Annotated in this window: 22 protein-coding genes and 2 pseudogenes; 18 read left to right on the forward strand and 6 right to left on the reverse strand. The window is 62.5% G+C overall.

The window, feature by feature from the left end:
• The first annotated feature begins 203 nt into the window (after nt 1-203).
• Nucleotides 204-2,149 (forward strand): annotated as a pseudogene (locus AC07XB_RS25990) (DUF3363 domain-containing protein).
• A gap of 916 nt (nt 2,150-3,065) precedes the next feature.
• Complete coding sequence (locus AC07XB_RS25995; protein WP_492830940.1) at nt 3,066-4,373, forward strand: thioredoxin family protein; 1,308 nt, start codon at nt 3,066-3,068, stop codon at nt 4,371-4,373.
• A 484-nt stretch (nt 4,374-4,857) separates the two neighbouring features.
• Here the strand turns inward: AC07XB_RS25995 and AC07XB_RS26000 are convergent, their stop codons facing one another.
• From AC07XB_RS26000 to AC07XB_RS26025, 6 genes are all read right to left on the reverse strand, one after another.
• Complete coding sequence (locus AC07XB_RS26000; RefSeq protein WP_492830939.1) at nt 4,858-5,700, reverse strand: hypothetical protein; 843 nt, start codon at nt 5,698-5,700, stop codon at nt 4,858-4,860.
• Nucleotides 5,697-6,458: a class I SAM-dependent methyltransferase gene (locus AC07XB_RS26005; RefSeq protein WP_492830938.1), complete on the reverse strand. Its 762-nt coding sequence runs from the start codon at nt 6,456-6,458 to the stop codon at nt 5,697-5,699. The genes AC07XB_RS26000 and AC07XB_RS26005 overlap by 4 nt, the downstream gene beginning before the upstream one ends.
• 60 nt (nt 6,459-6,518) lie before the next feature.
• Nucleotides 6,519-6,926, reverse strand: a complete 408-nt coding sequence (locus AC07XB_RS26010; protein ID WP_492830937.1) for an NUDIX hydrolase — start codon at nt 6,924-6,926, stop codon at nt 6,519-6,521.
• A gap of 5 nt (nt 6,927-6,931) precedes the next feature.
• Nucleotides 6,932-7,705 carry a phytanoyl-CoA dioxygenase family protein gene (locus AC07XB_RS26015; protein WP_492830936.1) on the reverse strand — a complete coding sequence of 258 codons (774 nt, stop codon included), beginning with the start codon at nt 7,703-7,705 and terminating at the stop codon, nt 6,932-6,934.
• A gap of 332 nt (nt 7,706-8,037) precedes the next feature.
• Nucleotides 8,038-8,442, reverse strand: coding sequence for a hypothetical protein (locus AC07XB_RS26020; RefSeq protein ID WP_492830935.1), 405 nt, complete (start codon nt 8,440-8,442; stop codon nt 8,038-8,040).
• A 302-nt stretch (nt 8,443-8,744) separates the two neighbouring features.
• Nucleotides 8,745-9,038 carry a hypothetical protein gene (locus tag AC07XB_RS26025; RefSeq protein WP_492830934.1) on the reverse strand — a complete coding sequence of 98 codons (294 nt, stop codon included), beginning with the start codon at nt 9,036-9,038 and terminating at the stop codon, nt 8,745-8,747.
• Here AC07XB_RS26025 and AC07XB_RS26030 point away from each other — a divergent pair.
• The 16 genes and pseudogenes from AC07XB_RS26030 to AC07XB_RS26105 all read left to right on the forward strand — a co-directional run.
• Nucleotides 9,037-10,002: a LysR family transcriptional regulator gene (locus tag AC07XB_RS26030; RefSeq protein WP_492830933.1), complete on the forward strand. Its 966-nt coding sequence runs from the start codon at nt 9,037-9,039 to the stop codon at nt 10,000-10,002. The two genes, AC07XB_RS26025 and AC07XB_RS26030, sit on opposite strands and share 2 nt — an antisense overlap.
• Nucleotides 9,999-10,247, forward strand: coding sequence for an EexN family lipoprotein (locus tag AC07XB_RS26035; RefSeq protein ID WP_492830932.1), 249 nt, complete (start codon nt 9,999-10,001; stop codon nt 10,245-10,247). Before AC07XB_RS26030 ends, AC07XB_RS26035 begins: the two co-directional genes overlap by 4 nt.
• A 230-nt stretch (nt 10,248-10,477) precedes the next feature.
• The gene (locus AC07XB_RS26040; RefSeq protein ID WP_492830948.1) at nt 10,478-12,478 is read left to right on the forward strand and encodes a conjugal transfer protein TraG; all 2,001 of its coding nucleotides are present in this window, start codon (nt 10,478-10,480) and stop codon (nt 12,476-12,478) included.
• Nucleotides 12,475-12,939, forward strand: a complete 465-nt coding sequence (locus tag AC07XB_RS26045) for a CopG family transcriptional regulator (protein ID WP_492830931.1) — start codon at nt 12,475-12,477, stop codon at nt 12,937-12,939. The genes AC07XB_RS26040 and AC07XB_RS26045 overlap by 4 nt, the downstream gene beginning before the upstream one ends.
• Complete coding sequence (trbB, locus tag AC07XB_RS26050) at nt 12,936-13,976, forward strand: P-type conjugative transfer ATPase TrbB (RefSeq protein WP_492830930.1); 1,041 nt, start codon at nt 12,936-12,938, stop codon at nt 13,974-13,976. Before AC07XB_RS26045 ends, trbB begins: the two co-directional genes overlap by 4 nt.
• Nucleotides 13,973-14,350 carry a TrbC/VirB2 family type IV secretion system protein gene (locus AC07XB_RS26055; protein ID WP_492830929.1) on the forward strand — a complete coding sequence of 126 codons (378 nt, stop codon included), beginning with the start codon at nt 13,973-13,975 and terminating at the stop codon, nt 14,348-14,350. Before trbB ends, AC07XB_RS26055 begins: the two co-directional genes overlap by 4 nt.
• A complete protein-coding gene (locus AC07XB_RS26060) occupies nt 14,347-14,616 on the forward strand; it encodes a VirB3 family type IV secretion system protein (protein WP_492830928.1) in 270 nt (89 codons plus the stop codon). The genes AC07XB_RS26055 and AC07XB_RS26060 overlap by 4 nt, the downstream gene beginning before the upstream one ends.
• A gap of 16 nt (nt 14,617-14,632) precedes the next feature.
• The gene (gene trbE / locus AC07XB_RS26065) at nt 14,633-17,083 is read left to right on the forward strand and encodes a conjugal transfer protein TrbE (protein ID WP_492830927.1); all 2,451 of its coding nucleotides are present in this window, start codon (nt 14,633-14,635) and stop codon (nt 17,081-17,083) included.
• On the forward strand, nt 17,080-17,817 hold the full coding sequence (gene trbJ / locus AC07XB_RS26070; RefSeq protein ID WP_492830926.1) for a P-type conjugative transfer protein TrbJ: 738 nt from the start codon (nt 17,080-17,082) through the stop codon (nt 17,815-17,817). Before trbE ends, trbJ begins: the two co-directional genes overlap by 4 nt.
• Nucleotides 17,818-17,838: 21 nt before the next feature.
• On the forward strand, nt 17,839-19,221 hold the full coding sequence (trbL, locus tag AC07XB_RS26075) for a P-type conjugative transfer protein TrbL (RefSeq protein WP_492830925.1): 1,383 nt from the start codon (nt 17,839-17,841) through the stop codon (nt 19,219-19,221).
• A 12-nt stretch (nt 19,222-19,233) separates the two neighbouring features.
• A complete protein-coding gene (gene trbF, locus AC07XB_RS26080) occupies nt 19,234-19,938 on the forward strand; it encodes a conjugal transfer protein TrbF (protein ID WP_492830924.1) in 705 nt (234 codons plus the stop codon).
• Complete coding sequence (trbG, locus tag AC07XB_RS26085) at nt 19,935-20,927, forward strand: P-type conjugative transfer protein TrbG (RefSeq protein ID WP_492830923.1); 993 nt, start codon at nt 19,935-19,937, stop codon at nt 20,925-20,927. The genes trbF and trbG overlap by 4 nt, the downstream gene beginning before the upstream one ends.
• A gap of 2 nt (nt 20,928-20,929) precedes the next feature.
• The gene (locus AC07XB_RS26090; RefSeq protein ID WP_492830922.1) at nt 20,930-22,234 is read left to right on the forward strand and encodes a TraB/TrbI/VirB10 family type IV secretion system protein; all 1,305 of its coding nucleotides are present in this window, start codon (nt 20,930-20,932) and stop codon (nt 22,232-22,234) included.
• A complete protein-coding gene (locus AC07XB_RS26095) occupies nt 22,231-22,536 on the forward strand; it encodes a DUF2274 domain-containing protein (RefSeq protein ID WP_492830921.1) in 306 nt (101 codons plus the stop codon). The genes AC07XB_RS26090 and AC07XB_RS26095 overlap by 4 nt, the downstream gene beginning before the upstream one ends.
• An 87-nt stretch (nt 22,537-22,623) precedes the next feature.
• A complete protein-coding gene (locus AC07XB_RS26100; protein ID WP_492830920.1) occupies nt 22,624-23,898 on the forward strand; it encodes a thioredoxin family protein in 1,275 nt (424 codons plus the stop codon).
• Between the two features lie 131 nt (nt 23,899-24,029).
• Nucleotides 24,030-24,179: pseudogene (locus AC07XB_RS26105) on the forward strand (transposase domain-containing protein); the annotation flags it as partial.
• Nucleotides 24,180-24,591: the final 412 nt, after the last annotated feature.

Below are 24,591 nucleotides of genomic sequence, written 5' to 3' on the forward strand. Positions count from 1 at the left end.
GTGCGACAGCGCAGGGCAAAGGCGGAAGGCAAGATAAAAGGTCGCGGCACGCTGGCTCGCCAAGAGGCAGTCTGCACGTGGAGGTGGCGCGGCACGCGCCAGGGGGTAGCCGTGTGTCGTGAAAGTGCGCAATGCCGTAACGGCATTGATGAAGCGGCGTGCTTCACCCGTCTGGCTACGCTGGCTTTGGACGGAAGCGACGCATGAGGAAACACGACTACGATCGTTTCCAGATACGGCCTGGCGCGCCAAAACGGCGCGGCGACGCCTTCGTCAACAAGGTGCTGTGCCAGACCAACAAGGCTGGCGCTAAGCTCGGCAAGGCCGGCCAACGGCCGGGCGCCCGGTTGGGGCGCGGCCACGTCGCGGCGCGCTTCGCGGGTGGCTCGCTGACCCCCAATGCCCGGCGCGTGACGATCAAGACACGCCTGGTCAATCTGGCGAACGCTGGGCCACGCACGACCGCCGTGCATCTGCGCTACATCGAGCGAGAAGGCGTCGATCGCCACGGTGGCGCGGGACGAGCCTATGGCCCGACAACCGACGCCGCGGACCTCGATGCATTCAAGGAGCGCAGCGAGGGCGACCGGCACCAATTCCGATTCATCGTGTCGCCGGAGGACGCCGAACTGCTCGACGGCTTGCGGACCTATACCCGGCACCTGATGGGGCGCATGGAGGACGACTTGGGTACCCGGCTCGAGTGGGTAGCCGTGGATCACTGGAACACCGACAACCCGCATACGCACATCGTCCTACGCGGCAAGGACGACGTTGGGAAGGACCTGATCATCTCCCGGGATTACCTCGCCGAGGGGATGCGCATGCGCGCATCGGAGCTGGCAACGGAATGGCTAGGACCGCGCACCGAACTGGAGATCCAGCGCGCCATACTGCGGGAAGTCGACCAGGAGCGGTGGACAGGGCTGGACCGTCGTTTGCAGCGCGAGGCGGTGGATGGTGTGGTGCAGCCGGAGACGCTGGGCGCCCCCCGGCTGCAACGGCATCGGCAAATGCTGATTGGGCGTCTGCAGCGCTTGCAGCGCATGGGTCTTGCGACCGAGCAGCAGTCCGGCGTGTGGGCGATCCATGCCGAGGCCGAGCCAACGCTGCGGGCGATGGGCGAGCAAGGCGATATTATCCGCACCATGCAGTGCGCCATGAGCGGCAAGCAGCGTGACCTGGCCGTGTTTCAGCCCGCCGAGGGCGGCCGCACCATCATCGGTCGGGTGGCCGACAAGGGGCTGGCCGATGAGTTGTACGACAAGGCCTACCTAATTGTCGACGGGATCGACGGCAAGGCGCACTACGTCGCATTGCCACCGCGGTCAGAGCTGGAGAGCTACCCGGTCGGCGCCATCGTGGAAGTGAACGGTTTGGCCGGGGTGCGCGCGGCCGACCGGACCATCGCTGCACTCGCGGTCGACGGGGTGTACCGCACTAGCCATCACCTTGTCATCGCCCAGCGTCGCGCTACCGCTGAGCGCGACCCGCACGAACTGGTTGCCGCGCACGTGCGCTGGCTCGAAGCCTTGCGCCGCGCCGACATCGTGGAGCGCGTGGCAGAAGGCGTCTGGCACGTGCCCGGCGACTTGGTCGAGCGTGGCCGCCAGTACGACGCGGAGCGCCTGGGCGGCGGCGTGGTGGTGGAGCTGAGATCGCACCTGCCCATCGAGCGACAGGCCCGTGTGATCGGTGCCACTTGGCTCGACCAGCAGTTGATCGGTGGCGGCGAGGGGCTGGGCGACGTAGGCTTCGGCGAGGAGGTCAAGGCAGCGCTGAGACAGCGTGCAGAGTTCCTGGTTGAGCAGCAGCTGGCCGAGCGGCGTGGGCAGCGTGTGATTTTGGTGCGCAATCTCCTGGCGACGTTGCGTGGCAGGGAGTTGGCCACGGCCGCGCAGGACATCGCCGCTGAAACCGGTCTGGAGCATCGGCGGGTGCCCGACGGGCAGCGCATGGCGGGCATCTACCGACGCAGTGTGCAGCTCGCGAGCGGGCGCTACGCCATGCTCGACGACGGCAAAACGTTCAGCCTCGTGCCGTGGAAGCCGGTGATCGAACAGCGGCGGGGCAGCAGCTTTCAGTGACGATGCGCGGAGGTAGCGTGTCCTGGGAGCTAGCGAGGCAACGGGGGCCATCGATAGGTTAGCAGGGCAGCCATGCGAATGGTGGGGTGATCGCACTGTAGCGATCCCACCCATGGTTCAGTCCAAGATCTCGCGGCCGTCTTACGTCAAGATTCCGAGGAACTGGAAGCTCCGCGCGTTGTCTAGCAAGACTCGCACAGCCCCGTTTGGTCAGAGGGACAGAACGAGCCAGGCCAGTGATATATCAGCAGGCGGATCGACAAGGGCCACGCCCAGCGTCTCGCGGGACTGGATCCTTAAACGACCAGCCCGCAGCGGTGGCGCAGAATCTGCTGTTCGTTGAACTGTATGTCCGCGGAGCTGACGATGAGGCCACATCGCTCTGTGGTGTCGCATGACCCTGACAAAGCTACCAGTTAGTAATAGGCCGACGGTAGCCTCACCATGTTTGCGGATGCCGATCGCCTCGAAGACATCCCGTATGTCGACGGTCTCACATCCCTTCCCTGCTAGAGATGAAGAGCCATCGCTCCTAAGAAGCGCGATGGGGCGTCGGCCGCGTCAAGGAGAGAGAAATGATCGCGCGCAAGTTCCACGGCAGGTTTATTCCCATTGAGTCTGAATAACTCGGATTTCAATCTGAAATCCAATCGCCTTATGCGCTGGTCCTGGTGTCGAAGCAGTTCTCCTTTTTAAACCAGTTTTTGCGAAAGCCGAGAAAATTGCGGTCAATTGATCGTCTTCGCACTTCTTCTCGCTCTATTTCATCTTTCCTCGTCCCCCGCGTACGCTGGCAATGAGTGATGAGCGAAGACAAAATTGTGCGCTGGGTTCTGCTTACGGATGCGAAGAAAGCAGTGACCCAACGATGGGCCAGCGGCATTGGTCGTCCGGGGCTAGAGCGCTGAAGATCAGTGAGCGTTCCTGGGCAAGGTCGCTCCATCGATTTGATGCAATACCAACCGAAGTGAGGTAAGCATGACGATACTCGAAACGACGCAGGCAACGTTCCATCAGGACATTGAGGGTGATACTCCCGTTCTGGTGGACTTCTGGGCACCGTGGTGCGCGCCGTGTCTAGCACTAGCGCCCCATCTGGAGACGCTCGCGGCCAACTATGCGGGACGATTGAAGGTGCTCAAGCTGAATGTCGATGAGGCGCCCGGAGGGTGGCAGCACTTTGGCGTGCGTGCGATCCCGACGCTGGTGTTTTACTCTGCGGGCAAGGAATACGGCCGCCTCGTCGGTCCGTCGACAATGCGGTTGCAGCTCATGGTGGAGAAATGGTTGGGGGAGCTTGGACTGGCGGTACCTGCGCTACAGCGCACATCTCTCGAAACACGGCATGCCGCGCTCCGGGCCGATGCCCCAGAAGAGAAGTGGAATAGCTTCGGCGGTGACGTCGCTGTCAAGGAAGCTGGCATTGCTCGCCTGAGGGACTGTTCTCAAGAGGAGGCATACCAACCATCGAGACAACTGGCAGGCGATGAGGCGCAGTTCGAAGCGATTGTAGGGGTACCAATGGCGTTGGGAGACCTACTTGACATGCTGTACTGGCTCCAATCTCAGAACGATGAGAAGACGGCGCGCGCGCAGACACTTGAGATCGTCGACGCCATGCCTGTTCGGGCCAACCTCGGTACAGTGACAGCCAAGGTGCTGTACGACCTGCTATACCTTTCCCCATGGGCTATATCGCAGTACCGCCAAAACGATATTGCGCGTACGCTCAACAGGAAAATCGAGATGCTGCATCAGCGCCAGCACGCTGGCGCGAGCGTGATGGAGTCAGACTGGGAAGCCCTGCAACGTGAGGCCGTCATGTCGACTGGGTCTGGTCTGAGTTCCAGTGAGAGCGAAGAATTGGAGCACCTCGCGGTATCGCTACTCGATGCCGACATGGTAAGACACGTGTTGCCGTTAGTGACTGAGTATGCGGTCCATGACTATCGGCAATACCCGGATTGGAGCGAGGCGGAAGCGACGCAAGTGGCAGCCATGGGCGATGTAGACTACGAAAAAACGCGAGAAGCACTGGGCGGCCCGCCGAAGAACGGCGAGGCGGCTAGAGATGAGTGGATATTGCAGCTGTCCGAAGGCCTTCATGCACGCGAAGTAGAACGCCGCAAGGAACACCCAGTCCTGTGGGAGCGCTATGACGCCTGGTGCATCTTTAGGCAGGAAACTATGGCATCGATTGGCGTGCATGCTGGAGCCGTTTTGCTATCGCTCCTGCGCACGACCGGGGAGTCGCCGGCGCATCGCCAGGAGGGGAGTGACATGTAGAAGAACTGTGCGTTTCCAGCGGTGGTGAACGTCAGCGTCGACTCGCTGCGGTCACGCTAGGCTGGGCACCAACGGTACACGCATGCGCATGACGGCAACGTACTTTGCCCCCGCGGTCTCTACACGAGGAGCCCCGTGGGAATCGGCGTAAGCCACACCATTGCGATTGTCATTAGGAGAAGATGAGCGCGAAGGGCAGGCCACCTTATGAAGGTGGCCCCCTATCGGACCCCGCCTCAGTTCTCTGTCTCAGGATGTTCCGGGCCGAGACAGCGCGGCATGCCGCGCTTCATGCGCGAAAGCTATGGGGATCACGTCCATCAGCGCATCCTTGCAAGTCAACGGGCACTAAAGAAATCGCTTTCACGTCCTTATGCGCGTCGCCGTAATGGAAAGCTTGGCCGCCAGCGAGGCAAAATCGAAGTCCCCGGATCGAGAAGCGTGCAAGCGCCAAATAGAAACCGAGAGGCATGGCAAGACGGTGCTACGGAAGAAAAATGTGAATTCCGCTTGCATCATCCCGTCTCTTGAGGTCAGCGCCGCCGGTGAGGCTCGATGCCTCGAAATTCCTGAGCGCGTGCAAGAGCGAAGATAGCCCGTGTTGTGCGACCAGATGCATGGCCTGCTCACTGGTCATCAATTGGTAGGTATCCCAAACGCGAGATAGGCCGTCGCTGCCCAGAACGATATGAGCTGGTGTCGTGATCTTTCGTTCCTCCTCCACAGCGTTCATCGCACTGGCCGGGTTCAGGGTAAGCGCGGTACTGCGCTCGCCTTTCTGCTGTTGGAGCCGACGTTGCCATAGATTCACTAGCTTGTGACCCCGGAATCCAGAGTACGGCTTCCAGCGATCATAGCTTGGCGGCGAATGTGGCGGCCGAGGCGAGTGGTCCGCGCCAGGAACCGGACCTTGCAAGACTTCCACGAAGCAATCCGCATAGCGATAGACGGACATACTTACAGGTTCTCTCGTTCGGTCAATCTCCACGAACGTGGCGGCGGCAACAGGCCAGCCCCAAATCGGCTGGGCTTCGCCTCCGTCGCGGCGGTATTCGTCCTGGAGGACCTGCAGACTGTTGCACAGTTGCGCCTTGCTGAAGGGAACGTCTTGAAATTGCTTCTCCAGCAACTGGCTGAGCCGTCGTGCGAACCATCCGGCATCAGTGACGTCTTCGTAAGTCTTGAATGGCGCAGCGGTGACAGGGGAGGCGCCATCAATCGCCCAAGCTAGCATTGAGCGCTCGCGCAGGAGATAGCCCACTACGTCCTCGGTCGGAATGTGCTCATAGATGCCTTGTGATACTTGAGAGAGCGTCGCCTGCATCATTGTTCTTCTCCTCGTATGGAAATGGCTAGTTGCAACGTGCGTAGCCCGCCGGATATCACGGCGTCATCCATAAATTCCTGGGTGAGCGCTTGAGCAACAGCCTCCGCGTGTTTCTCTGCAATGAGTCCTTGCTCGACGAGCTGAGGCCGGAACTGTTGGAAGGACAAGTAGACGACTTCCTTGTGTTCCTTCTTCCAGACAGTAGGCTGGCTGAATCTGGCTTCCTTGATATTGACATCCAGATTGGTGACGATCGCCCAAAGGTCCTCGATGCAGTCATAGGTGACACGATTTCTCCAGGCGTAGGCCATCATGATGGCATTCGCCTCCGCGAATGCCGATACCGCCGGCACTGAGAACAGACTTGCCAGCGATGGCTCCTCGATGGCCATGGTTCCCCCTGGGGCGAGCTGTTTAAGGAACGTCCGGATGGCATTCGCGCGTTTTTGGATATGCAGCAGCGTGAATCGGCAGGTGATGAGGTCAAACGCCCCTTCCGGCTGAACGACGTTGGTGAGTTGAGTGACATCCCCGAGGCGAAAAGCGACATTGGTCAACGCCAGCCGCCGAGCGGTAGACCAAGCCATGTCGACTTGATTCGGGTTGTTATCGATACCCAGCACCGTAGACTGCGGACTACTGCTGGCCATCCAGCATGCAATCTGTCCGTGACCAGAGCCGACATCCAAGACGCGTCCCTGATCTGGGAGATACCGACCCAAGAAATCCCTCGTGGCCGGATCGTAGATCGATGACATGATTTGAAGGCGCTGTCGATCTGACTCACCAGTATGAAGCGGGTACGTCGGTACAGCCTCCTACGACAGACCTCCGACATGCGAATGTTTCTTGCGAGACAAGGCAAAATCTTGGCAGAAATCCCAGTAGTAAGACGGGAGAATCGCCGGCTTTTCAGCCGCGATGTCTATCCATTCATAGGCCGTATGTTCTTCACTCAACGTCAGGGCTTGCCCGGCGTATTCGCATAGAAAGAACACAAGCAACACACGTCTGTCCGGAATGATCTCGCAGGATCTGCTGCCGAGATAGACGGTCGAGGTGACATTCAGGCCGCACTCTTCCTTTACCTCGCGTACCAGTGCACGCTCGAGCCCTTCTCCCGCCTCGGGACGTCCGCCCGGCAACTCCAATTCGTTGCGCGGATTCTTGACGAACAGAACCCCTCTCGGTCCAAACATAATCGCTTTTGCGCTCACGGGTTCCATTCGTGCTAGCTCCGTATGGCCGGGTGGCTTCTTGCGTAGGCGGGCACAGCAACCAGTTGCCGCTGCCGCGGTGTAAGGCGATCCGGGGAAAAGAACTGTGTGCCTGCGACGGAATGGTTGGGCGTGGCCGGCAACGCCGTAATCTCCTGATGCGCGGGAGGCCTCCTGAAATAGGAATGACTGTTCATATAGCGCGCAAACACCGAGTGTCGTCGCCCTGAGTCGACTACCTTGCAGGTTCCGTGAACAAGCGCTTCGGAGAAAATCATGGCATCCCCAGCTTGCAGGAAGACGTGCCGCAATAGGGGGTTGTTTGCGAGGCTCCGGTAGCGGTCCGGAACCGGAAAGTTAGCGCGATGCGAACCTGGGATGCAGCAGAAGTGATTCTCCGTCCCGCTGATATCCGAAACGGCATATTGGACCGCGACAAGCCCGCTGTGGATACGGTGATTCCGTACCCAGTAATATATCCCCTCATCGAACATATCAGCCTCATGGTGCAGATTACCACCACTACTGATAAATCGCTCGTCGACGCAGAACATATGGTCGAGGCGGAATCTTGATCGGTAAATGATATCGAGGAAGCGATAGACCGCCTCGAGGTCAATCAGTGCGCGCCATTCCTCGCCCCAGTCGAAGTTAACATCATGCAGAAAATGCGCGATGAGATGCCTTGACCAGTACTCCTGCAGGCGCAGCAGATGGGGCTGCGTGATGGCCGCAGGAATGATGACATATCCATTGAGATCGAATTCGTAAATGTGTTCTGGGTTCATACTTGTCATCCTACTAACCGTGGGAATCACTCGTTTCATCGAGCCTTCATTGGTTCTGCTCAGTGGACGGAGTCTGAAACGCGGCCTTCCGCGGAATGCTCGCAGCCTGAACTGTCGGTCAATGCGCCTCTATTTTCGACAAGTATTCCCTCTGAAGCCCGATTCAATCTCTCCTAACCAATGGACTGAGCGGTTGATGATTGAGTTCGAGAGAAATTCATTCCCGTTCCGTCTGAATGTCTTTAGGATTGGTCTGGAACGCCTATGGGATGAGAGCGATCCGGCGGGAGAGTAGTCACCACGTGTGGGCGATTCCGTCCCCTCTGAAAGCGCTATGGATAGGGGAACACGCAGCGCTTTCCAGTGGGGCGTCCGAATACGTAAACCAGTCGCAGTTGGTCGTCAATCACGGCCTGGGCCTGGTATACGGAAGGTGGGATGCAATACTCGTTGCGTCGTCCATATACCTCGCCGCTGACCAGTGCCTGGACCGCAATATGGAAGTCCTCGTGCACGTAGCGTTGGGGCGCAGAGAAATCCACCACACCCCCAATCGTTCGTGGCTCCCAGATGACACCGTAATCCATGTCTGCCGCCCAATGTTTGACTGCATTGAACGTCGAGCGACCGTGCGCCCCAGTAACGCTGAATGCAAAGACTGTGGCAGGCACCACAAGAACTGCGGCCAGAATAGCGGCAACTGAGGACGTGTGGCGTGGGCGGGCGAGTATCGTCATGTTGGAATTCGTGTACTGCCCAGTCTCGCGGCGGATCTTGGGCTCGCTGCCTAGCAGCGATTCATGGATGCGTCATCGCGATGCCGATCGGCTCCACGCGGCCTTTTCGTGGCGGCGCTCCGCGCATCGCCCATCAGCGATCGCACATGCGGGATGCACTGACCGCCGGCTCTAAATCGGCGGACTGATGGATGATCTCGCAGTGGGTCGCGAGGTTTAATCCCGATTCGATCTAAATCAAGTCGATTCTTGACTTGTTTCACACGAGATAAGAATTTTTAATGCCTCATCTTGAAGCCATTTCATGTGGGGATGATCGGTTTCTCTATTGGTCGGGTTGATGCTATCGGCATGAAAACGTCGATAAGGTCTGCCATCTGTATCGTTTGTTGGCTTACGTCATCTAACGTGTATTTGGAGCGCCTTCGCAATGCATGCTCGGCGAAGACAGAATCAGCAACTGCGTCGCTGGATTCAGGACGCAGATCTGGCAGCAGTTTTCGCTCATTTGCTAGGAGTGTCTCATGCAGAAGAATCGGTACTATCAGCAACAGGCGAACCGCTTTCATCGGGGTGTCTTGCTTGGGAGTGCGCATGTCTAGCAGGTCATTCAGGACGGAGTTGCGCCATTTGCGCTGCTTTCTGGCCGTTGCCGAAGAACTCCATTTCACGAGAGCGGCAGAACGATTGCACATGGAGCAGTCGCCGCTATCTCGTACCATCAGAGAGCTGGAAGAAGACCTGGGGGTGTTGCTTTTCGAGAGGACCACCCGTAGTACGCGCCTGACTCGCGCTGGTGAGGTGCTCTTGGAGAACCTACCGGCCATCTTCGCTGCGGTGGGGCGTGCGCGCGACAGTGTCCGAGCAGTCGCAAACGGTTTTCACGATCAATTGCGCATCGTCCTGTCAGACTGTAGCGCCCGATCGCGTCTACCGGCGTTGCTTGCGTTGTGGCGGGAGGATGAGCCGGCGGTCGAGGTCCGACTATTCGAGGTGCCGTTGTCAAAGCAGATTGAGGGTCTGAACAATGGTCTATACGATGTCGGATTCTCCCTAACCAACGATGTTGGCGACGGCATCATCGCGCATCCACTTTGGCGCGAGCCTCTGGTGGTAGCGTTGCCGCTACGGCATCCACTGCTTGCCTATCCACAGATCCCGCTTGAAGAACTGCTGCGCTATCCCTTGGTGCTTTGCGACCCGCAAGCGTGCGAGGGCCATGCTCGGCTGGTTGACCGTTTGCTGCGACGGGTAGATCAAGAACCGCTGGTCGTGGACCGTGTGTCGTCATTTGAGTTAATGATGACGCTGGTGTCGGCAGGCCTTGCTTTAGGGCTTACGGGTGCATCGCATGCCCTCGCGAGCAGGGGAGCGGGTGTGGTAGCGCGCCCGCTGGCGGGGCGGGTTCCCGTAGTCACCACCTATCTTCTGCGCCGCGATACGGAACTGTCAGTGACCTTAACCCGCTTCATCGAACGGGCAAGCGCCATCGAGTCGCGCGCCTGTAGCGAAACCTGTCACGATTCTCAATATGACGTCGAGGAGGACGTTGCACCATGAAGAAAATCACGTCGGCATTGTTCGTCCTGATCCTGGCGGCATGCGGCCGCGCAGAACCGCCAGAGACGGTGGAGTCGTTGGTTGCCAATCCCAAGCGACTGGAGGAACTGCGCGGGCAGTGCAGGCTGGATCGCGCCAAGCTCGGCGATGCGCTGTGTAACCGGGTGGCCGAGGCAATGAATCGGCGCTTCCTTGGCGACGGCAACACGCCCTATACGCCCCCGAAGCATACGCCGAGGTTCTGATCATCGGCACGTCGTCACGATTCCCGTGATTCTTTGCAGGTAGGTCGCAACGCGTTATCGCTTGCGGCGATACGGCAGAGTTGTCTCCGGCAGGAATCCTTGCATTTCCCTCGACCTTTGTTTCGATAACGGTCTTTGACCGGCCCTTGATGAGACCCCAACCTCGTGCTTGGCGCACGATGTTGTGCGGATTTCGCGAGGTGTCTGTGCAGGAGAGGGCGGAGGCAAAGATCCAAGGTCAAGGCGTGCTGCTTGGCCAGATTGCCGTTGTGCTCGGCATCGTGATCGTCGGCGTGTGGACGGCCACACAATGGACGGCCGCCGCCCTGGGCTATCAAGTACGCCTTGGTGCGCCCTGGTTTGATCTCGTCGATACGCCGGTCTACCACCCGTGGCGTCTGTTCGAGTGGTGGTTCTTCTACGACGCTTACGCGGCGCCCGTGTTCGACACCGGCGGTGCGATTGCAAGCGGCAGCGGCCTGCTGGCGGCGTTGGTTGCTATCGGCATGTCGGTATGGCGGTCACGGCAATCGGGATTGGTGACCACCTACGGTTCCGCACGCTGGGCGACGGCCATCGATATCCGTAAGGCGGGACTCACCGAGCCCGCGGGCGTCTTTCTTGGTCTGCATGACGACCGGTACCTGCGCCAGGAAGGGCCAGAGCACGTCTTGGCTTTCGCGCCAACGCGCTCCGGCAAGGGTGTCGGCTTGGTGGTGCCAACACTCCTAAGCTGGCCCGCGTCAGCCGTGATTCATGACATCAAGGGCGAAAACTGGAGCCTCACCGCCGGCTGGCGCTCTCGCTTTTCGCATTGCCTTCTGTTCAACCCGACCGATCCGAAGTCCGCGGCTTACAACCCGCTGCTCGAAGTCCGGCGTGGCACGCATGAAGTGCGCGACGTGCAGAACATCGCGGACATCCTCGTTGATCCCGAAGGCGCGCTGGAGCGCCGCAACCACTGGGAGAAGACCAGTCACGCACTGCTGGTTGGGGCCATCCTGCATGTGCTCTACGCAGGTGAAGACAAGACACTGCGCGGTGTCGCTGGTTTCCTGTCCGATCCCGGGTCGCCCTTCGAGCTGACGCTGCATCGGATGATGACGACGCCACATCTGGGCGATGTACCGCATCCGGTTGTCGCTTCCGCCGCACGCGAGGTGCTGAACAAGAGTGACAACGAACGCTCGGGCGTCCTGTCCACCGCGATGAGCTTCCTGGGCTTGTACCGCGACCCCACCGTGGCCGAAGTTACCTCGCGTTGCGACTGGCGCATCGCCGACTTGATTGCTGCCCAACATCCGGTATCGCTGTACCTGGTGGTGCCACCATCAGACATCAGCCGTACCAAGCCGCTGGTGCGGCTGATCCTCAACCAGATCGGGCGACGGCTCACCGAGTCGCTCGACGGCAGCGACGGCATCACGCGCCGTCACCGGCTGTTGCTGATGCTTGACGAGTTTCCGGCGCTGGGTCGGCTCGACTTTTTTGAGACGGCGCTTGCCTTCATGGCCGGCTACGGTATTCGCAGTTTCCTGATCGCCCAATCGCTCAACCAGATCGACAAAGCCTACGGTCAGAACCATTCGATCCTCGATAACTGCCACGTCCGGGTGACGTTCGCCACTAACGACGAGCGCACGGCCAAGCGCATTTCCGAGACGCTGGGCACGGCCACCGAACTGCGCGCGCAGCGCAATTATGCCGGCCACCGGCTTGCGCCGTGGCTCGGGCATCTGATGGTGTCGCGGCAGGAGATGGCCCGACCGCTACTGACGCCCGGCGAGGTGATGCAGCTTCCGCCGGACGATGCTGTGGTGATGGTAGGGGGCTGCCCGCCGATCAAGGCGAAGAAGCTGCGCTACTACACCGATGCCAATTTCAAGGGGCGGGTGCTGCCACCGCCAACGCCCGCGACAGGCCGCTACGCCGACGCGCCACCGGCTCGGCCCGACGACTGGAGCCGTTTAGCGATCCCCGCCGTATCGATTGTGTCGGCCGACATGGGGGCAGCAACCAGCGATGCCGTCATTGCTGAGGAGGGTGGCCCGCGTCGACAGTCGGAGTTGTCAGAGGCGCCGTTCTACAGCCCGGAGCGACGGATATCGGGCAACGACCTGGCACTGCTGGATGACGACGTGCCGCTACCCCTTACAGGTGCCTTCGATCTGGCTACGCGACACGCAGCACGGCTTGCCAGCCTGGACCCCAACGACGGAATCGACCTATGAGCCAATACCGCCTGAATCTGTTCATTCCCCCGGAACATGCCAAACGCCTGGACGAATTGTCTATCAAGAAGGGCTTGTCGAAGTCATCCATCGTCGCCGCTGCGCTGGCATCGTGGCTGTCGCGGGATGCCGGCGAGCAGCATGAGGTCGCTGTGGCCAAGCGACTGGACCGATTGTCTCGGCAGTTCGAGAAGCTGGAGCGTGACCAGAACATCCTGATCGAAACGTTGGCGCTCTATGTCCGCTACTACCTGACCGTGAGCACGCCCGTTCCCGAAGCGCATCAGCAGGCCGCCCGCGCGCAGGGCAAGGCACGCTTTGAGCAGTTCGTCGAACAGCTTGGCCGGCAACTACAGCGCGGGCACAGTCTGGTGCGCGATACGGTGGAGGATCTGCACCCGGACACGGCACGACGCGACGAGGTGGCGGCGCTGAACGAGGCCCAGGAGCGGGCATTATGAGCGCGCAACAGCATCCCTTTGTGACTGCCTCTCTGGACCGGCGCATCCGCATGCTGCGCACCGCGTTGGGGCCTTTGATTGCCGCCGCGCTGGAAGACCCGGACGTGGTTGAGATCTTGCTCAATCCCGACGGCACGCTGTGGGTCGATCGGCTGTCCAGCGGGCGCGCGCCATTGGGCGCGACCCTCTCCGAAGGGGAGGGTGAACGCATCATCCGCGTGGTGGCCGCGCATGTCGGCGCGGAAGTTCATCGGGGCCAGCCGCTTTTGACCGCCGAGCTGCCGGAGACTGGCGAACGCTTCGAGGGCATCCTGCCGCCGGCCGCGCCAGGACCGGCGTTCGCCTTGCGCAAGCGCGCCGCGGGCGTCATCCCGCTGGAACGCTATGTTGCTGACGGGATGATGAATGCCGCGCAGGCAGAATTCCTGCGAGGCGCGGTCCGTGAGCGGCAGAACATCCTGATCGCTGGCGGCACCAGTACCGGCAAGACCACGCTCGCCAACGCCTTGCTCGCAGAGATCGCCGCCACTGGCGACCGCGTGCTGGTGCTCGAAGACACGGTGGAGCTGCAATGCGCGGCGCGCGACCACGTGCCGCTGCGCACACGCGCCGGGGTAGTTTCCATGACCGAGTTGGTGCGCTCCTCGATGCGGCTTCGCCCCGATCGCGTGATCGTGGGCGAGGTGCGCGGCGGCGAGGCGCTGGACCTCATCAAGGTATGGGGAACCGGCCACCCGGGCGGGATCGCCACCATCCATGCCGGATCCGCACAGGGCGCACTGCTGCGCCTTGAGCAGCTGATTCTCGAAGTCGCCCTGAACCCGCCACGTGCGCTGATCGCCGAGGCGGTCAATGTCGTCATCCACATTGCCGGCCGTGGCCAGCGGCGCCGTATCGAGAACATCGTCCACATCGTCGGCTTCGACGCCGCCGGATATCACCTGGCGAATGCATTGGAAGCGCCGCTGCCAAAACTGCTGCAGCCTTCTTCCGACGCTGCTTTTCCGTCGGCCGATCACCCCGGAGAACTGTCATGACGCACGCCCGTGCTTTTCGCTCTTCCGTAAGTCCGGTTTCACGCCTCGCACGCCTGCGGCGCTTGGCCGGGCCGACCCATCACGGCCTGCTGCTGGCCGCCGTCATCCTGATGACGGCGGGCACGGCGAAGGCGGCCGGCTCCTCGATGCCCTGGGAAAGGCCGCTGCAATCGATTCTCGACTCCATCCAGGGGCCGGTCGCGCGCATCATCGCGGTCATCATTATCATTGCCACCGGCCTGGCGCTGGCCTTCGGCGACACGTCGGGCGGCTTCCGCAAGCTGTTGCAGATCGTTTTCGGCCTGTCCATCGCCTTCGCGGCGTCCTCGTTCTTCCTGTCGTTCTTCAGCTTCTCTGGGGGAGCCCTCGTATGAGCATGGGCGACGATCTGCCGGGCTTCGAGGTGCCGCTGCATCGCTCTCTGAGCGAGCCGATCTTGCTGGGCGGCGCGCCCAGGACCGTGGCGATTGCCAATGGCACGCTGGCCGCCGCCGTGGGCCTGGGCCTGCAGTTGTGGATTCCCGGCATCGTGCTGTGGATCGTCGGCCACGCGCTTGCGGTATGGGGCGCGCGCATGGATGCGCAGTTCATGCAGGTGTTCGCGCGGCACATCAAGCACAAGCCGCTGTTGGACGTGTGACGAGGAGGGCGCGGCGATGCTGAACCTTGTCGAATACTGCCAACGACCGGCCCTGCTGGCCGACTGGCTGCCATGGGCCGGTATGGTCGCGCCCGGTGTGGTGCTGAACAAGGATGGTTCGTTCCAGCGAACGGCACGCTTTCGCGGGCCAGATCTGGACAGCGCGACGCAGGCCGAGTTGATCGCCACGACGGCGCGGCTCAACAACGCGCTGCGCCGGCTGGGTTCGGGCTGGGTGCTGTTCGTCGAAGCCGAGCGCAGGCCGGCGGCGGATTATCCGCGCTCGGACTTCCCCGAACCACTCTCCTGGCTGGTCGATGAGGAACGCCGCGCCGCGTTCGAGGAATCGGGCAACCACTTTGAAAGCAATTATCACCTCACGCTGCAATACCTGCCGCCAGAGGAATCCCGCGCGCGCGCGGCGACGTTGCTCTACGAGAACCGGAAAGCCACCGGCGTGGACTGGCGCGAGCGGCTGAGCGCGTTTGTCGCCGAGACCGACCGCATCAACGACCTGATCGACGGGGTGATGCCGGAAATCGCCTGGCTCGATGACGGTGAAACGCTGACCTACCTGCACGCGACCGTCTCGCCCCGGCGTTACCGCATTGGCGTCCCGGAGGTACCGTTCCATCTCGATGCACTGCTGGCCGACGCACCGTTGGTCGGAGGCCTGACGCCCGTGCTGGGCGATCAGCATCTGCGCGTGGTGACGGTGCGCGGGTTCCCGACCTCGACTTGGCCAGGAATCCTGGACGATCTCAACCGGTTGGGCTTCGCGTACCGCTGGAGCACGCGCTTCCTGTACATGGACAAGGCCGAGGCCGAACAGGAGTTGCGCCGCCTGCGCCGGCAGTGGTTCGCTAAGCGCAAGAATGTCCTGGCGCTGCTTCGCGAGACCATCTTCCAGCAAGAAAGTCTGCTGGTCGACACCGATGCCAGCAACAAGTCCGCCGACGCGGACGCTGCCTTGCAGGAACTGGGCAGCGATCAAGTCTCGTTCGGATACGTCACCGCGACCGTGACGGTGCTCGACGCTGACCCGGACGCGGCTGACGAGAAGCTGCGCATGGTGGAGCGGGCCATCCAAGGCCGCGGCTTCGTCACCGTTCCGGAAACGCTGAACGCCGTGGAGGCATGGCTGTCATCGGTGCCGGGCAACGCCTACGCCAACGTGCGCCAGCCGATCGTCTCGACGCTGAACCTGGCCCATCTGATGCCGTTGTCGGCAGTCTGGGCCGGGCCGGAGAAGAACGCCCACCTCGATGGGCCGCCGCTGATTGTTACGCGCACGGATGGCGCGACGCCGTTCCGGCTGGTGACGCACCTCGGCGACGTGGGCCATACGCTGGTTGTAGGCCCCACCGGCATGGGCAAGTCGGTGCTGCTCGCCACGCTGGCGATGCAGTTCCGCCGCTATCCCGGTTCGCGCGTCTTCGTGTTCGACATGGGACGATCCATGCGGGCGACGGTATTGGGGCTGGGCGGCGAGCACTATGACTTGGGCGCCGATGGCGCGATCGCGTTCCAGCCGCTCGCGCGCATTGACCGGGAGGCTCATCGCACTTGGGCCACCGAATGGGTCGAAGGCCGGCTGCTGCAGGAAGGTGTCGCTGTTGGCCCCGATGAAAAAGTTGCGATTTGGTCGGCGCTCGGCAGTCTCGCCGGCGCACCGGTCGAACAGCGCACGCTCACGGGCCTGTCGGTGCTGCTGCAATCCAACGCGCTGCGTCAGGCGCTCGCACCCTACGTGCTGGGTGGTGCTCACGGTAAGCTGCTCGATGCCGATCACGATCGGCTGGGCAGCGCCGACGTGCAGTGCTTCGAGATGGAAGAGTTGATGCCTAGCCGCGCCGCGGTGCTGGCCGTGCTGGGCTATCTGTTCGCGCGGCTGGAGGGGTATTTCGACGGTGCGCCGACGCTGCTGATCCTTGACGAGTCCTGGCTGTTCCTCGACGACCCGATGTTCGCCGCACGCATCCGCCAGTGGCTCAAGACGCTGCGCAAGAAGAACGTCGGCGTGATCTTCGCGACGCAGTCGCTCGCCGACATCGAGAATTCGACCATTGCGCCCGCGATCATTGAGAGTTGTGCGAGCCGGATCTTCCTGCCGAACCCGCAGGCCACCGAGCCGCAGATTCGCACGATCTACGAGGGCTTCGGCCTCAACAGCCGACAAATCGAGATGGTCGCGACTGCGCAGCCAAAGCGCGACTACTACTACCAGTCCCGTGCAGGCAATCGCCTGTTCGACCTCGACCTGGGGCTGGTCGCGCTCACGTTCGCGGGCGCTTCGACACCCGAGAACCAGCATGCCATCGATGGTGTGCTGCGCGACGCCGGGGTGTCGGGCTTTGCCGGTGCCTGGTTGCGTCATCGCGGCCTCGATTGGGCGGCCGACCTGCTGCCTTCTGCGCCGTCGGCTGCGTCCTTCCTCACTTCCCACAGACAGGAGAACCTGCCATGAAGATTCGTGTGTTCCTCGCGACGATCGCCACCGCGCTGGCTGGCTCGCTCATGCTCGCCCGACCGGCGGCTGCCATCACCGTCTTTGATCCATCGAACTACGTGCAAAACACGCTGACTGCCGTGCGAAGCCTGGAAGTCATCAACAACCAGATCAAACAGCTCCAGAACGAGGCACAAATGCTCGCCAACCAGCGGCGCAATCTGGCGAGTCTGCCGTTCAATGTGATTAGCAGGCTGCGCTCGACGCTTAGCGACTCACAACGCCTGATCGCCCAAGCTCAGGGGCTAGCCTACGACATCCAGAGCCTGGATCAGCAATTCGCACGCCTGTACCCCGCGCAGTACGCCGCGACTGTGAGCGGTAACCAGATGTACGAGGACGGACGCCAGCGCGGGCAAAACACGCGCAATGGTTTGCAGACGGCCATGCGATTGCAGGCCCAGGTGTCCCAAAACCTCACGCGCGACGAAAGTGTTCTGGCCGACTTGGTCGCACAAAGCCAATCGGCGACCGGCGCTTTGCAGGCCGCCCAGGCGACAAATCAGCTTCTGGCTATGCAGACGAAGCAGTTCATGCAGTCGCAGCAGCTCCAGCTCACGCAAGGCCGCGCGGTGGCGCTGGAGCTGGCGCGGCAGGCCGCCGCCGTCGAACGCGGCCGCGAGGTGACGCGGCGCTTCCTCGGCACCGGCACGGCGTACACGCCGCAGCCCGTGAACTTCTACAAGCAATGACGGGTGCCACTCGGAGCGACCATGAATGACGTCGTCATCATCGACCGCTTCCTCACCACGTTCTCCGCCTACATCGACTCAGGCTTTGGCCTGTTGCGTGGTGAAGTCGCGTTCCTGACCGCCACGCTGGTGACCATCGACATGACGATCGCCGGCCTGTACTGGGCACTGGGCCACGCCGCCGGCCAGGGCGAGGACGTGATGGCCAAGCTCATCCGCAAGGTGCTCTACGTGGGCGCGTTCGCCTACATCATTGGCAACTTCAACTGGTTGGCATGCATCGTGTTCCGCTCATTCGCGGGGTTAGGCCTGACCGCGACCGGCTCGCTCAGCATGGAGACCTTCCTACAGCCCGGACGGCTCGCCAAGACTGGCATTGACGCCGGCGCGCCCATTCTCGAGCAGATCAGCAAGCTGGCCGGCTTCCCGGAAGTGTTCGTCAACATCACGTCCATCGTCGTGCTGTTTTTGGCGTGGCTTGCTGTCATCGTCAGCTTCTTCGTGCTCGCGGTACAGCTATTCATCACGCTGATCGAGTTCAAGCTAACCACGCTCGCCGGTTTCGTGCTGGTGCCGTTCGCGCTCTGGAACAAGACCGCATTCCTCGCCGAAAAGGTGCTTGGCAACGTGGTGTCCTGCGGCGTCAAGGTACTCGTGCTGGCCGTCATTGTCGGCATCGGCACGGGGCTATTCGGGGAATTCCGGGTCGCGCCCGACGGGCCTTCCATCGACCACGCGCTGGTCATCGTGCTCGCCTCGCTTGCCTTGCTGGCGCTCGGGATCTTTGGGCCGGGTATTGCCACCGGCTTGGTGTCCGGGGCGCCGCAATTGGGCGCGGGTGCGATGGCCGGCGCGGCGCTAGGCGCGGCGGGAACCGCTGTCGCGGTCGGAGCCACCGCCACCGGCGTGGGCAGTGCGGTCGCGGCCGGGGCGCGCATGGCCCCGGCTGCGGCGAAGATGGCCGCTAGCGGCGCCCGTGCTGCCGCCTCGACGGCCAGCAGCGCGCGGTCGGCGTTCCAGGCTGGCTCCGCCGCTGCTGGCGGTGGCGGGAAGGGTGCCTTGTCTGGCCTGGGCAACGTCGCCAGGAGCGGCGCGCAGGAGATCGGCCAGAAGGCGGTCGCTGGGGCCCGAGCGCTCAGGGAGCGTGCAGCAGCGGCCTTCAGTTCGAGTTCAGCGGGGCCGGGGTCCGTCGGTAGCCCCGCGGCCGCTGCTGCCGCACAAGGCTCGGCCACCGCGGGCGAAGCCACGGCCAGCGCCCCTAATCAGCAGCAACCCGCCTGGGCCAAACGCCTGCATCGCCGCCAACAGCTCGCGACCGCTGCCACGTCCGCAGCCCACACACTGCGCGGCGGCGACGGTGGTGGTTCGGGCAGCGGCCCAAGCTTGCGCGATTCCGATTCATAAGGAGAACGAGCCATGCGATTCAAACGACCGCAGGCGCGCTATACCCACACGCCGCAGCCTGCCACCCCGTATCAGGCCGCAGCCCAGGTCTGGGACGAGCGCATTGGTTCGGCCCGCGTGCAGGCAAAGAACTGGCGGCTGATGGCCTTTGGCTGCCTGGTGCTCGCCTTGCTGATGGCTGGCGGCTTGGTCTGGCGTTCGGGGCAGTCCATCGTGACGCCCTACGTGGTGGAGGTGGACAAGACCGGGCAGGTGCGCGCGGTCGGCGAAGCCGCCACGCCCTACCAGCCAAAAGATGCGCAGATCGCTTATCACCTGGCGCACTTCGTCACGCTGGTCCGCTCGCTGTCCATCGATCCCATCGTTGTGCGACAGAACTGGCTCGATGCCTACGACTACAGCACCGACCGCGGCGCGGCGGTGCTCAACGAGTACGCGCGCACCAAGGATCCGTTCGCTCAGGTCGGCAAGGAGTCCGTGACGGTACAGATTACCAGCGTCGTGCGTGCCAGCGACACGTCTTTCCATGTGCGCTGGACGGAACAGCGTTTCGTCAATGGCGCGCCGGCTGGCACGGAGCGCTGGAACGCTGTGATTTCCACCGTCCTGCAAGCGCCGCGCACCGAACAGCGGCTGCGCAAGAACCCGCTGGGCATCTACGTCAATGGGCTGTCGTGGAGTCGCGAGCTGGATGCGTCCGAAGGAGCCAAACCATGAATCTGTCTTTCCGTATTTACGCTTTCGTGCTGCCTCTCGTAGCCTTGTCGGGCTGCGCCACACAGGGCAAACCGCCGCCGGCAGTCTCGCTCGATGAGCCGGTGTGGGCCCAGCGGCTGCCCGAGCCGCCCAAGCCGGTGGAAGTGGTGGAGATGCCGAAGGTGCTGCCGATGCCGGGGCAGATGAAACCGCTGCCCGAGCTGGGCGAGGCAACGCCCGCAGCGGATCCCACCGACGAGACCGTGCGCGTGTCACAGGCCAACGTCGAGGCGCGCGTTGCCCCGACGCGCGAGGGTTACGTCAATGCGATCCAGGTCTGGCCGTTCACCGATGGCGCGCTGTACCAGGTCTATGCGGCGCCAGGACGCGTTACCGTCATTTCGCTCCAGCCCGGCGAGGAGTTGGTGACGGTCGCCGCCGGCGATACCGTACGCTGGATCGTTGGCGAGACATCCAGCGGCGTCGGCGACACCCTGCGCGTCAACGTATTGGTCAAGCCCATTCGCTCCGGCTTGAAGACCAATCTGGTTATCACCACTAGCCGGCGCACCTACCTGATCGAACTGACTTCGACCGAGAAGGCATGGATGGCATCGGCGTCCTGGGACTACCCCAAAGACCGGATGCTGGCCTTGCAGCGCCAGGCCCAAGCCGCACAGGCGACCGCGCCGGTCGATACAGGCCTCTCGCTGGAGAAGATCCGCTTCCGCTATGCGATCAGCGGCAGCAATCCGCCGTGGAAGCCGCTACGCGCCTTCGACGATGGGGAGAAGGTATATATCCAGTTTCCGGCCGGCATTGTCCAAGGCGAACTGCCGCCGCTGTTCGTGATCGGCGCGCAGGGCGACGGGCAACTGGTCAATTACCGTTTCCGTTCGCCGTACTACATCGTGGATCGGCTGTTCGGCGCGGCCGAACTACGCCTGGGGGGTGACAAGGCAGACGTCGTGCGGATCGAGCGTACGGACGATGTCGTGCGGGGGAACTGACCATGAGCCAGGACGACACCGCCGGGTTGCCCGCGCCAGAGGTCGCCCCGAAGATCGCGCCGGAGAGCGTGGCGTTGCGGGCGCAGCCGCGTCCGGTAACGCGCCTCAACCGACGAACGCTCGCCATCCTCGCCGGCGGGCTGGCGGTCGCGGTCATGGCCGCAACGATGTGGTCGCTGCAACCGAAGCAGCCACGCAACGACAGCCGGCCGGCCGAGCTCTACAACATTGATCGTGTCACACGCTCGGAAGGACTTGACCAGCTCCCCGCCGACTACGCCAAACTGCAGCCGGTCTCGCCAACGCAGATACCGGAGCTGGGGCCACCGCTACCGGGCGACCTGGGGCCGGCCATTGTCAAGTCGCAGCAGCCGGCGGTGGCCCGCTACTCGCCGCCCGGCCAGGACCCGGCGGCGGTGGAGCGCGACGCGCTGCGCAAGGAGTCGGAAGCGGCGGCGGCATCGCCGGTGTTCTTCCGGTCGGGCAACCAGCGCACGGCGGCCGCGCTGGCGCAGGTTGCGGCGGCAAGCTCGGCGTCCGGCCTGGCCGGCTTCGACCCACTGGCCGCTGGGCCCGCCTCCACGGCGGCCCAGCCTGCCGACCCGACGGCCGTGCAGAACCGCCAAGACCAGAAGGAGGCCTTCCTGAAACCCGGCAAAGCAGATTCCACGGAAACTCGCATTTCTGCCAGTCTGCAGCTGCCGACCTCGCCGTATCAGGTGATGGCCGGGACCGTGATTGCCGCGGCGCTGGTGACGGGCATCAAGTCCGACCTGCCGGGCGACGTGATTGCCACGGTGACGGAGCCGGTCTACGACACCGCGACCGGCCGCTATCTGCTGATCCCGCAGGGTTCACGCATCCTCGGACGCTACAACAGCCAAGTGAGCTATGGACAGCGCCGGGTACAGGCGGTGTGGAACCGGATCATCCTGCCGGACACATCCTCACTGACGCTGGACAAGCTGCCTGGCATCGATCCGGCCGGTTATGCCGGCCTGGAGGATGGCATCGATTGGCATTGGGACCGCATTCTTGCCGGCGCGGCGCTGACGACCCTGCTGGGCGTCGGCGCCGAACTGGCCGCGCCGGAGAACCGCCAGAACAGCGATCGCGTCATCATCGCCGGGCGGAGCAGCCTGCAGGACAGCGTGGGCCAGGTCGGGCAGGAGATGGCCCGGCGCAACCTCAACATCCAGCCTACGTTGACGGAGCGGCCCGGCCTGCCGGTGCGCATCATCGTCAACCGGGATCTGATGCTGCGGCCGTACCAGCCGTTGTTCTTCAATCGGGAGACTTCACGATGAACTCGCCACGCAAGCTGCGGCTCGGGCCGCTGCCCAAGACCGAGAGCGTCAAGCTGACCTTCTCATGCCCGGCCAGCCTCAAGGCTGACCTGGATCGATACGCAGCGCTGCATGCACAAACCTATGGCGAGGCGGTGGACGCGATCGCGCTGATCCCATACATGCTGGAAGTGTTCATGACACGGGATAGGGCATTCCGGCGAGGTAGCGGCGTCCACCAGACTTCTGCTCGCGCCGGCATGTCGACAGGCCAGCAAGGGCAGGGGCGGGATCTACTGAACCAATGCTCTATACCCGGCTGACACAGGGGAGGTCGCTGACATTGAGTGCTCTGGCGGCGCTATGCATGTCCATCGATTTGACACAATCCCAACCGAAGTGAGGAAAGCATGACGATTAGCGAAACGACGCAGTCCACGTTCGACCGCGACGTGCAGGGCGATACTCCCGTTCTGGTGGATTTCTGGGCGCCGTGGTGCGGGCCGTGTCTGGCACTGACTCCCCATTTGGAGACACTCGCGGCCGATTATGCGGGACGATTGAAGGTGTTCAAACTGAATATCGATGAGGCGCCGGACGGCTGGGAGCATTTTGGCGTGCGTGGCATTCCGACGCTGGTTTTCTATTCTGGTGGCAAGGAATACGACCGCCTGATCGGTCCATCGACGATGCGGCTGCGACTGATGATGGAAAGATGGTTTCGCGAACTGGGCTTGACAGTGCCAACGCTGGAACGCGCATCTGTCGAAAACCTGGATGCGCCGTCCCAAACGGTTCGTCTAGAAAAGAACTGGAACAGTTTCGGTGGCGACGCGACTGTCAAGGCAGCCGGACTCGCCCGCCTGCGCGAATGTACTGAGGAAGAGGAATACCTACCGTCGGCACGCCTCTCCGGAGAGGAGGAGCAATTTGAAGCGATTGTGGGCGTACCGGCGGCATTGGGCGACCTGCTTGACACGCTGTACTGGATTCAATCCCATACCGACGAGAAGGTTGCCCCGGCACAGACACTTGAGATCGTCGACGCCATGCCGGTTGGGGCCGATCTGGGGACAGTCGCAGCCAAGGCGCTGTACCACCTGTTATACACATCGCCATGGGAAATCACGCAATACTTCGCCAACGGTGTTGCGAGCATTCCCAGTATGCAGATCAAGATGCGGCATCAGCGCGAGCACGTCGGCGAACGCGTTGCATTGGCAGACTGGGGAGCCCTGCAACGCGAGATAGTGCTCTTGACGGGGTCTGGCCTGGATTCGCGCAAGAGCGTGGAACTCGAGGGATTGGCTGTATCGTTGATGGATGAAGGCATGGCAAGGGGCGTGCTGCCGTTAGTGATCGAGTATGCGGTAAAGGACTATCGGCAGTATCCGGATTGGAGCGAGGCGGAAGCGGCGCGCGTCACAGGCATGCTTGATGAAGATTTTGAGCAAGCTCGGGAGGCACTGGGCGAGCGGCCGAAGGATGAGGGCGCTGCCCGCGATGAGTGGTACGCGGAACTGTCCGACCGCCTGGGTCTCCGAGAGCGCGAACGCCGCGCCGCGCAGCCAGAGCTCTGGGCGCGCTATGACGCGTGGTGCAAGTTTGAACAGGCAACTATCACCGCGATCTGCGCACATGTTGCGGCCGTTCTGCTATCGCTATTGGTCGTAGCCGCGAAGTAATCGGCTGTCGGCGTGCACGTGATGGCGGGCGACTGCACCGCCTTCGCGTGTTCGGACGGCCCGTCGCTCGAGGCGATCGCCGCCGCGGGCTGCGGGCCGGCAACAGGCCGGCAACCTCACCGAAGGGCATCGCGGGCTCATTACGAGCAGGACAACGGGCGGCGGCGGTCATGAGCTTGGTGCGCTCGGCACAGTTGAACGGACTGGATCCGCGCGCGTACCTGACGGACGTGCTGACCAGACTGCCGACCCAGAGCGCTAGCGCCATCGGTGAAATCCTGCGGCCCTCCTGCCGGGTGGAGCTTGTTGGCTTGAATGCGAGCACGCGATGCCCCGGCAACTCGTTCCATCGCAGTTGCCCAAGCGGCGAATTAGAAGATATGGCGTCCAGATGCCGGTCTACGGCTCTGCTCCACCGATCCTCGACATTGGCCGATAAGCGACATCCGATCACTGCTCGCCAAATGTTTGGTGAACACTCAGGAGTGGTCATCGAAGGCGCGAGGTCCGCGATCGTCGCTTCCTCGGCAGACGAAGCGACGATCGCGACCTTGATTTGGGTGACAGCTAGCCATCCCTCTCCGACCGTTCCGCGAGCAGAAGCTGGATGACGGCTCGTCGGGTCAATACGGATGCCCGAGATGGACGGCCGACTTTGGGCCCACCGGCCGTGGGCTACCCGCAGTGGAAACT

It is taken from the genome of Cupriavidus sp. GW821-FHT02F09 (assembly GCF_059421605.1).

Excerpts from the sequence above, each read along its gene's own strand:
- AC07XB_RS25995 (WP_492830940.1), top strand. The coding sequence starts at position 3,066 with ATGACGATACTCGAAACGACGCAGGCAACGTTCCATCAGGACATTGAG.
- AC07XB_RS26000 (WP_492830939.1), bottom strand. The coding sequence starts at position 5,700 with ATGATGCAGGCGACGCTCTCTCAAGTATCACAAGGCATCTATGAGCAC.
- AC07XB_RS26005 (WP_492830938.1), bottom strand. The coding sequence starts at position 6,458 with ATGTCATCGATCTACGATCCGGCCACGAGGGATTTCTTGGGTCGGTAT.
- AC07XB_RS26010 (WP_492830937.1), bottom strand. The coding sequence starts at position 6,926 with ATGGAACCCGTGAGCGCAAAAGCGATTATGTTTGGACCGAGAGGGGTT.
- AC07XB_RS26015 (WP_492830936.1), bottom strand. The coding sequence starts at position 7,705 with ATGAACCCAGAACACATTTACGAATTCGATCTCAATGGATATGTCATC.
- AC07XB_RS26020 (WP_492830935.1), bottom strand. The coding sequence starts at position 8,442 with ATGACGATACTCGCCCGCCCACGCCACACGTCCTCAGTTGCCGCTATT.
- AC07XB_RS26030 (WP_492830933.1), top strand. The coding sequence starts at position 9,037 with ATGTCTAGCAGGTCATTCAGGACGGAGTTGCGCCATTTGCGCTGCTTT.
- AC07XB_RS26025 (WP_492830934.1), bottom strand. The coding sequence starts at position 9,038 with ATGCGCACTCCCAAGCAAGACACCCCGATGAAAGCGGTTCGCCTGTTG.
- AC07XB_RS26035 (WP_492830932.1), top strand. The coding sequence starts at position 9,999 with ATGAAGAAAATCACGTCGGCATTGTTCGTCCTGATCCTGGCGGCATGC.
- AC07XB_RS26045 (WP_492830931.1), top strand. The coding sequence starts at position 12,475 with ATGAGCCAATACCGCCTGAATCTGTTCATTCCCCCGGAACATGCCAAA.
- trbB (WP_492830930.1), top strand. The coding sequence starts at position 12,936 with ATGAGCGCGCAACAGCATCCCTTTGTGACTGCCTCTCTGGACCGGCGC.
- AC07XB_RS26055 (WP_492830929.1), top strand. The coding sequence starts at position 13,973 with ATGACGCACGCCCGTGCTTTTCGCTCTTCCGTAAGTCCGGTTTCACGC.
- AC07XB_RS26060 (WP_492830928.1), top strand. The coding sequence starts at position 14,347 with ATGAGCATGGGCGACGATCTGCCGGGCTTCGAGGTGCCGCTGCATCGC.
- trbE (WP_492830927.1), top strand. The coding sequence starts at position 14,633 with ATGCTGAACCTTGTCGAATACTGCCAACGACCGGCCCTGCTGGCCGAC.
- trbJ (WP_492830926.1), top strand. The coding sequence starts at position 17,080 with ATGAAGATTCGTGTGTTCCTCGCGACGATCGCCACCGCGCTGGCTGGC.
- trbL (WP_492830925.1), top strand. The coding sequence starts at position 17,839 with ATGAATGACGTCGTCATCATCGACCGCTTCCTCACCACGTTCTCCGCC.
- trbF (WP_492830924.1), top strand. The coding sequence starts at position 19,234 with ATGCGATTCAAACGACCGCAGGCGCGCTATACCCACACGCCGCAGCCT.
- trbG (WP_492830923.1), top strand. The coding sequence starts at position 19,935 with ATGAATCTGTCTTTCCGTATTTACGCTTTCGTGCTGCCTCTCGTAGCC.
- AC07XB_RS26090 (WP_492830922.1), top strand. The coding sequence starts at position 20,930 with ATGAGCCAGGACGACACCGCCGGGTTGCCCGCGCCAGAGGTCGCCCCG.
- AC07XB_RS26095 (WP_492830921.1), top strand. The coding sequence starts at position 22,231 with ATGAACTCGCCACGCAAGCTGCGGCTCGGGCCGCTGCCCAAGACCGAG.
- AC07XB_RS26100 (WP_492830920.1), top strand. The coding sequence starts at position 22,624 with ATGACGATTAGCGAAACGACGCAGTCCACGTTCGACCGCGACGTGCAG.